8 protein-coding genes are annotated in these 7,613 nt (G+C 70.0%); all 8 read right to left on the minus strand.

Features of this window, described 5'->3' with window-relative positions:
• Window positions 1-462: 462 nt before the first annotated feature.
• Window positions 463-795 (minus strand): type II toxin-antitoxin system PemK/MazF family toxin, encoded by a 333-nt coding sequence (locus AB0H87_RS34680; protein ID WP_360155600.1) that lies wholly within the window; start codon window positions 793-795, stop codon window positions 463-465.
• 24 nt (window positions 796-819) lie between these two features.
• Window positions 820-1,101 (minus strand): DUF6510 family protein, encoded by a 282-nt coding sequence (locus AB0H87_RS34685; protein ID WP_360155580.1) that lies wholly within the window; start codon window positions 1,099-1,101, stop codon window positions 820-822.
• A 17-nt stretch (window positions 1,102-1,118) separates the two neighbouring features.
• Window positions 1,119-1,886, minus strand: coding sequence for a ferredoxin reductase (locus tag AB0H87_RS34690; protein ID WP_360155582.1), 768 nt, complete (start codon window positions 1,884-1,886; stop codon window positions 1,119-1,121).
• Window positions 1,856-2,455 carry a sulfite oxidase-like oxidoreductase gene (locus AB0H87_RS34695; protein ID WP_360155585.1) on the minus strand — a complete coding sequence of 200 codons (600 nt, stop codon included), beginning with the start codon at window positions 2,453-2,455 and terminating at the stop codon, window positions 1,856-1,858. The genes AB0H87_RS34690 and AB0H87_RS34695 overlap by 31 nt, the downstream gene beginning before the upstream one ends.
• A 535-nt stretch (window positions 2,456-2,990) precedes the next feature.
• Window positions 2,991-4,391: a Si-specific NAD(P)(+) transhydrogenase gene (sthA, locus tag AB0H87_RS34700; protein WP_360155588.1), complete on the minus strand. Its 1,401-nt coding sequence runs from the start codon at window positions 4,389-4,391 to the stop codon at window positions 2,991-2,993.
• Window positions 4,392-4,414: 23 nt separating this feature from the next.
• Window positions 4,415-4,933: a hypothetical protein gene (locus AB0H87_RS34705; protein WP_360155591.1), complete on the minus strand. Its 519-nt coding sequence runs from the start codon at window positions 4,931-4,933 to the stop codon at window positions 4,415-4,417.
• A 270-nt stretch (window positions 4,934-5,203) separates the two neighbouring features.
• On the minus strand, window positions 5,204-5,659 hold the full coding sequence (locus AB0H87_RS34710; RefSeq protein ID WP_360155594.1) for a MaoC family dehydratase: 456 nt from the start codon (window positions 5,657-5,659) through the stop codon (window positions 5,204-5,206).
• The gene (locus AB0H87_RS34715) at window positions 5,656-6,828 is read right to left on the minus strand and encodes an acyl-CoA dehydrogenase family protein (RefSeq protein ID WP_360155597.1); all 1,173 of its coding nucleotides are present in this window, start codon (window positions 6,826-6,828) and stop codon (window positions 5,656-5,658) included. Before AB0H87_RS34715 ends, AB0H87_RS34710 begins: the two co-directional genes overlap by 4 nt.
• Window positions 6,829-7,613: the final 785 nt, after the last annotated feature.

Genomic DNA, 7,613 nt, shown 5'->3' on the forward strand with positions numbered 1-7,613 from the left:
CGACGCCGGACAGACTGCGATCACGGTCCACCAGAACGTCACCGGTTCCCGCGCCATGGCGATCCACCGCGCCTCGGTGCCGGCCGGGCACGTGGCCAGCCGCCGGCCGCCGACGCCGGACAGACTGCGATCACGGTCCACCAGAACGTCACCGGTTCCCGCGCCATGGCGATCCACCGCGCCTCGGTGCCGGCCGGGCACGTGGTCAGCCGCTGGCCGCCGGCGACGGACTGCGATCGCGGTCAACCGGGACGCCACGACCGTAGTAAGCAGCCGGCTCCAGACCATCCCGGGCGTCAGCCCGGACCGTAGCCATGTGGGCGGCTCGGACGTGATCTGGTGACGCCTTGCCGCTGTGTTGAGCCCAAATGGGCTTGTCGCCGCGGGCCTGGCTCGAAGCGGAGCGAGATTTGTCCGGCGGGAGCAACGGTCGTGCCGCCGACGAACCCGGGCAAATCGCGTTTAAAGGTCGAAGAGCTCGCGCAGCGCCGTCGCGATCTTCGCCATGCTGGCGCCGGTGAGGAGGCCGAGGCGTTCCGCGCCGATGGCGGCCGGCAGGCGGCGCATCCGGTTGAGGACGACCACGCCCGAGATCGGGTCGGTTTCGGCCAGGGCGATGGCGAACGGCGGCAGGTCGTCCGGGGCGCCGCGCTGGCGGACGACCGGCGCGCAGAACGGGGACGCGCCGGGGCGGTCGTTGTGGGCTTCCGAGGAGAGGACCACCACGCGGTAGCGCAGATCGGCGCGCTGGCCGATCGTCCACACCTCGCCCTGTTTCAACGAACGCTCACCCACCAATCACGCCGATCGTACGACCCTTCACGCCCGTTCGGTGGGTGCCGCCAGTGGTATTTCGAGCGCGACCACACCGCGCAGGTCTAGCCACGCCCGGTCCGGGCCCCGGACCAGGCGCATGTTGACTTCCTGACAGCTCGGGCACCGGGCGACCATGCCGGCCGCGTGGTCGTAGACGTGCATCTGGGCGACCATCCCGCGGTCGCCGCAGTGCGCGCACGTGCCCTGGGCCATCGACATGTCGACGGCGAAGATGTCCATCAGCGGCCCGGCGAGGGCGTTGCCGTCGACGTAGAGGTCGGACATCGGCTGCTCCCCTTCGTTCACATTCCGGTTGGGCCGAAACGTTCGGTTTTGACCTTGCGGGGGTCGTGGCCCTGGGCGACCAGGATGTCGGCCACGGTCTCCACGAACCCGGTCGGGCCGCAGACGAAGCAGGCCGGCATGAGATCCGGCGGCCAGCCGTGGGTGGCGACCGTGGCGAGCTTGAGCCGGCCGACCTCACCGGGCCAGTCGGGCGGTGCCTCCCGGGTGTACGCGTACGCGATGTCGAGCCCCATGTCGTCCCGCACGCGCTGCCGCAGCTCGTTGGCGTAGAGCATGTCCTCCGGCGTCCGGACCGAGTAGATCAGCCGGAACGGCGTTCGGCTGCCCGCCTCTTTGCGAGCCCGGACCATGGCCATCAGGGGTACGACGCCGGAGCCGCCGCCGATGAGCACGACCGGGTCCTGGTCGGTGTCCCGCCAGACGAACCAACCGCCGATCGGGCCACGGATCTCGATCGCGTCGCCGATCTGCAGCCCCTCCAGCAGATATGGGGAGACCTCCCCGTCGTGCACGCGCTGTATGGTCAGCTCGACCCGGTCGCCCTGCGCCGGGTTCGCGATCGAGTAGCTGCGCTCGGTGGAATAGCCGTCCTCGGCGGTCAGCTTGACGTCGACGTGCTGACCCGGCAGGTGGCCGGGCCAGTCGGGCACGTCGAACACCAGCGTCGCCGCGGAGTCGGTCTCCCGCCGGCGCTCGGTGAGGGTGGCCACCCGCCACTGCAGGCGGCCACCGGTCAGTCGCCTTGGTACCGCTGCTCGCGCCATGGGTCACCGTAGTCGTGGTAGCCGGCCGTCTCCCAGAAGCCCGATTCGTTGGCGAGCATGAGCTCCAGCCCACGCACCCACTTGGCGGACTTCCAGAAGTACAGGTGTGGAACCAACAGTCTCGCCGGCCCACCGTGCTCAGGGGCGAGCGGCTCGCCGTCGTACTGGTACGCGATCCACGCCTGCCCGTTGAGCAGGTCCTCCAACGGGAGGTTGGTGGTGTACCCGCCGTAGGAGTGCGCCATCACGTAGTCGGCCGCGGTCTCCACGTCGGCGAGGAGCGTCTCGACCGGCACGCCCTTCCAGCTGGTGCCGAGCTTGGACCATTTGGTGACGCAGTGGATGTCCTTGGTGATGTCCTCGGCCGGCAGGCCGGTCAGCTCTTTCCAGGACCACTGCTTGCGCTGCCCGGTCTCGGTGCTGACGACGAACTGCCACGAGTCGAGGTCGATGCGAGGTGTCGGGCCCGCGGACAGGACGGGAAAGTCATGGGTGAGGTACTGCCCAGGCGGCAGCTTGGTGTCCCCTGACCCCCGCCGGCCGAAGAAGCCCGGTGAGACGATGCCCATCTCCAAAGTCTTACCAGGCTTGATCCGCGAAGGCGCCCTTCCCCGCCCGTCCGTCGCGAAGTCGACCGGAGTAACCCTTTGCCGGAATGCGCGGCGTCACACAGTTCCTAGAGCGTCCTAGGATGATGGCGGGTCGGGTTTGCGCTTTGCGCACGGTGGTCGCCGTTCGCGACCGCGGTTGCGGCCCTCTGAGCACGACATCGCAAACGCGCCAGCGCGCTCCGAGTCCTGGACTGCTGTCGCGGTGGTGGGTTCGGGAATTGACCCGCGAGCGGGCGCGCACTGTCCGACGGACGCGCATTGGCGGGTCGAGGCGTTTGGCGAGTCCGCGTCGACGCACACCGTCAGCCCGAGCCCGCGCCACCCGCGAGCGCCCAATGGCGGCGAGGTCCTCAGTCCTCACCGTCGCCCCAGCCCGCACGCCACCGCGCACGCCCGACGGCGGCAAGACCCTCAGTCCTCACCGTCGCCCAAGCCACCGCGCCACCGCGAGCCCCCCGACGGCCGCGAGATCCTCAGTCCTGCGCAGTGCGTGTCACTGGAGGCGTGACAGGTGGCGCATCTTGTTCATCGCGTCCAGGGCTGCCACCTTGTAGGCCTCCGCGAGGGTCGGGTAGTTGAATACCGCGTCGACCAGGTAGTCGACCGTGCCGTTGCAGCCCATCACCGCCTGGCCGATGTGGACCAGTTCCGTGGCGCCCGTGCCGAAGATGTGGACCCCTAGTAGTCGGCCGTCTTCGGGGGCCACCAGCAGCTTGAGCATCCCGTAGGAGTCGCCGATGATCTGGCCGCGCGCCAACTCGCGGTAGCGGGCGATGCCCACCTCGAACGGGATGCTCTCCGCGGTCAGGTCGTCCTCGGTGCGGCCGATGAAGCTGATCTCGGGGATCGTGTAGATGCCGATCGGCTGCAGCGCTGGCATCGCCCGGACCGGCTCGTCGCAGGCGTGGTGCGCGGCCAGACGGCCCTGCTCCATGGACGTCGACGCCAGCGCCGGGAAGCCGATCACGTCGCCGACCGCGTAGATGTGCGGCACCGCCGTGCGGAAGTGCTCGTCGACCGACAGCCGGCCGCGCGCGTCGGCGGACAGGCCCGCGGCGGACAGTTCCAGGTCGGGCGCGGTGCCTTGGCGGCCGGCGGAGTACATCACCGTGTCGGCGGCGATCTTCTTGCCGCTTTCGAGCACCGCGACGGCACCCTCGGCGTAGCGCTCGACCGACGCCACCGACTCGCCGAAGCGGAAGGTCACCGCCAGGTCGCGTAGGTGGTATTTCAGCGCCTCGATCACCTCGAGGTCACAGAACTCGAGCATCCGGTCGCGCCGCTCGACGACCGTGACCTTGGTGCCTAGCGCGGCGAACATCGAGGCGTACTCGATGCCGATCACGCCGGCGCCGACGACCACCATGGACCGCGGCACCCGCTCCAGGTTGATGATCCCGTCGGAGTCGATGATCGTGCGCTCGTCGAAGTCGACCGACGACGGCCGCGCCGGCCGGGTGCCGGACGCGATGACGACCTTGGCCGCGCTGGCGTGCGACTCGCGGCCGCGCCCGTCGGTCACCGTCAACGTGTTGGGGTCGGCGAACCTGCCGAAGCCGTTGAGCACCGACACACGGTTGCGCGTTAGCTGGTTGCGGATGACGTCGATCTCGCGCCCGATGACGTGCTGCGTCCGCGCCGCGAGATCCGCGACCGTGATGTCGTCTTTGACCCGGTAGCTCTGCCCGTACATCTCCCGTTGACTGAGGCCCGTCAGGTAGAGGACCGCCTCGCGCAACGTCTTGGACGGAATCGTGCCGGTGTTGATGCACACCCCGCCGATCATGTTGTCGCGCTCGACCACCCCGACCCGCCGGCCCAACTTGGCCGCCGCGATCGCCGCCTTCTGCCCGCCGGGCCCCGACCCCAGCACCAGCACGTCGAAGTCGTACATGCGGTCAGTCTGACAGCCGGACGTTAAGTTTTGGGATCATCGATTTCGCCTGTGGACAACCGGCGATCGGCTTGCCGAGACCCTGCCGCCTCAGCGCGCTTCCTGCCCGACACGCGCGGGGTGCCGCCGGCCGGCCGCCGGCGCCGAACATCGGGCGCGCGCTGCCGATCGCCGGGTCGGGTCGTGTCCCGCTTGAAAGCTCTCGACAGTGCCGCCTTGAGCCGATCGACGATGAAGTCCCGTGCGAGCGCCGCGCAGGTCAGCACCACAAAGCTCAAGATCCAGGGTAGGTAGCCCCAACTGCCCACGTCGTACAGCTGCCGGCCGGCCGGATTACGCCACGCCGTTCCGAGCACCTCGAAGGCCACCGCATCGCTGAGGACGGTGAGGCGAATCGCCGACGACTCGAGACGCCGCGTACCCGGAAGCCCAGCGGTCTGCTCGGTCGTCGGGTCCGTCCTGCCGACGGCTCCCTTGGGCGCCCTGATCGTGCCTTCAGCCCTCGCGCTGAGCACGGACGGCGCTGTGCGCACAGCGATCACGGGTGCAATGCGCGGCAGCGGCCATCACGCAAGCCAGCGAACGCGATCCCGGCAAGCCGGTCAGGGGCGGTACGCGCCAGCGGCGCCCGACCGCCATACCCGACCGCCATACCCGACCGCCGTGCCCGACGCCGTGCCCGACCGCCGAGCGACCAACCCGACGCCCGGAGCCGGCAACAGTGTGCCCCCTTGCCGCGCTCCATGCTCACGCCACCGATCACCAACGACCCATGCCCCCCGGTCAGTGACCGCATGCCCCGGCGACAGGTATCAGACGTATAGGCGGCTGACCGTCTCGGCGACGCAGACCGGCTTGTCGCCGGCGTTGCTCTCGACGGTGACCTTCGCGACCAGCTGGACGCCGCCCTGGACCGGTTCGACCGAGGCGATCTCGGCGCGGACCCGCACCGACGTGCCGACGCGCACCGGAGCCGGGAAGCGCACCTTGTTGAGGCCGTAGTTGACGCCCATCCGCGTCCCCTTGACCGAATAGAGCGCACCAACGAGCGACGGCAGCAGCGACAGGGTCAGGAACCCATGTGCGACGGGGCCGCCGAACGGGCCCTGGGCCGCGCGTTCCGGGTCGACGTGGATCCACTGGTGGTCGTCGGTGGCGTCGGCGAACAGGTTGACCCGGGACTGGTCGATCTCGAGCCACTCCCCTGGGCCGAGGGTCTCGCCGACGGCGCCGGCCAGCTCCTCCACGGATGCGAACTCGCGCTTCATGCCAGGTGTCCTCCGATCTCGGTGTAACCACGGAGCAGGTCGCGGGAGATGATCAGCCGCTGCATCTCGTCTGTGCCTTCGAAGATGCGGAGCAGGCGCATCTGCCGGTACCAGCGTTCGATCGGCAGCTCCCGGGTGTAGCCCATGCCGCCGTGGATCTGCAGCACGCGGTCGACGACGTCGTTGACCATGCGCGCGCCGTACAACTTGGCCATCGACGACGCGTGCCGCGCGTCGGTGCCCTGGTCGACCGTCCATGCCGCCCGCAGGATCAGCCAGCGCGCGGCCTCCAGCTCCGTCTCGGAGTCGGCGATCATCCACTGGATCGCCTGGTTGGTGGACAGCGTCTTGCCGAACGTCTCGCGCGTGTTCGCGTGCTCGATCGCCATGCGCAGAGCCCGTTCGGCCACGCCGACCGCGTGCGACGGGATGATGTAGCGGCCCTTGCCGATCCACTGCATGCCGAGCGCGAAGCCTTGGCCGACCTCGCCGAGCACGTTGCGCCCGGGCACCCGCACCGAGTCGAACACCAGCGAGGCCGGGCCGCCCTCGCCCATCGTCTGGATGAACTCCGAGCGCCAGCCCATCGACCGGTCGACGAGGAAGGCGGTGCTCCCGCCGGCGCGTACGTCCTGGTCGCGATCGGACACCGCCACCACGATCGCGAAGTCGGCGTCGTTGCCGTTGGTGATGAAGGTCTTCTCGCCGTCGAGGATCCAGTCGTCACCGTCGCGGCGCGCGGTCATCCGGATGTTGGCGGCGTCGGACCCGGCCCCGGGCTCGGTGATCGCGAAGCAGGAGATCCGCTCGCCTTCGATGGTGGGTAACAGGTATTCGGCCTTCTGCTCCTCGTTGGCGAAGAACAGGATGTTGTCGGCCTCGCCCCCGAACCGGAACGGCACCCATGACCGGCCGATCTCGGTCCAGATCAGCGACTGCACGACGGCCGGCAGATCCATGCCGCCGTACTCCTCCGGCGTCGCGAGCCCCCAGAACCCGAACGCCCGCGCCTTGCCCTGCAGCTCACGCAGCTCGTCGAGGCGCAGCCCAGGCTCGTGCGCCCGCTCCCGGCGAAGCACCTCCTGCTCGAGCGGCATCACCTCTTTGCGGATGAACGTCCGGGCGGTTTCCCGGATCGCCTTCTCCTCGTCGCTCAATGCGAAATCCACGATGGTCCTCCCCAGAACCGAACCCATTGCAATCCATGAGGTACGAGCGGCCTACGGTCCTGCCGGCACCCGGCCCTGACCGTCCGCGAGGACAGCTGACCAACGGGCGCCAGCCACATCACACGTCTGCCCGCACGCTGCGACAGCCGGCGAACTGGCGTCCGCGCCGGAGGCGCAGCGCCTAACAGGGGCCGCCGCGGCCACGGTCGGTGCCACCCACGTCCACCCCGCCCGGTCGGCTGAGCAGCGCTGTCCCGAACCGCAACGCGTGTCGGCGCCCGGCTCGCACGCAGCCGATCGGGTTCGGCGACCTGCCGATTGCCGGTCGTCAGCAACGTCACCAACCGCGACCCAACTGCGCGCCCGTCGCCATCGACCATCCGCGAGACCACCGTCAGCGTCACCGCCGGCGACCCAACAGCAAGCCCGCCGCCGTCGACCGATCGCCGGACCACCGGCCGCGTCACCACCGGCGACCCAACAGCAAGCCCGCCGCCGTCGACCGATCGCCGGACCACCGGCCGCGTCACCACCGGCGACCCAACAGCAAGCCCGCCGCCGCCGACCGATCGCCGGACCACCGACTGCCTCACCACCGGCGACCCAACTACGCGCCCTGCCGCCGGCAACCGGCCGCCGGACCGGCGGCACGTCGCCAACCGCGATCCAACGACGCGCCCGCCACCGCCGACCGGTCGCCGGGCCAGCGGCAACGTCGCCGTCGGCGGCGGCGAAGGACGCCGGCCGGCGGACGCGTCGGCCGCGAGGTGGCCGCGGCGGGTTGG

Origin of the sequence: Asanoa sp. NPDC050611, assembly GCF_040654855.1 — a bacterium.
Taxonomy (GTDB): Bacteria; Actinomycetota; Actinomycetes; order Mycobacteriales; family Micromonosporaceae; genus Asanoa.

What these genes read in the sequence shown, in the direction of transcription:
- AB0H87_RS34710 (WP_360155594.1), bottom strand. Translation starts at nt 5,659, where the DNA reads ATGAAGCGCGAGTTCGCATCCGTGGAGGAGCTGGCCGGCGCCGTCGGC.
- sthA (WP_360155588.1), bottom strand. Translation starts at nt 4,391, where the DNA reads ATGTACGACTTCGACGTGCTGGTGCTGGGGTCGGGGCCCGGCGGGCAG.
- AB0H87_RS34695 (WP_360155585.1), bottom strand. Translation starts at nt 2,455, where the DNA reads ATGGGCATCGTCTCACCGGGCTTCTTCGGCCGGCGGGGGTCAGGGGAC.
- AB0H87_RS34690 (WP_360155582.1), bottom strand. Translation starts at nt 1,886, where the DNA reads ATGGCGCGAGCAGCGGTACCAAGGCGACTGACCGGTGGCCGCCTGCAG.
- AB0H87_RS34685 (WP_360155580.1), bottom strand. Translation starts at nt 1,101, where the DNA reads ATGTCCGACCTCTACGTCGACGGCAACGCCCTCGCCGGGCCGCTGATG.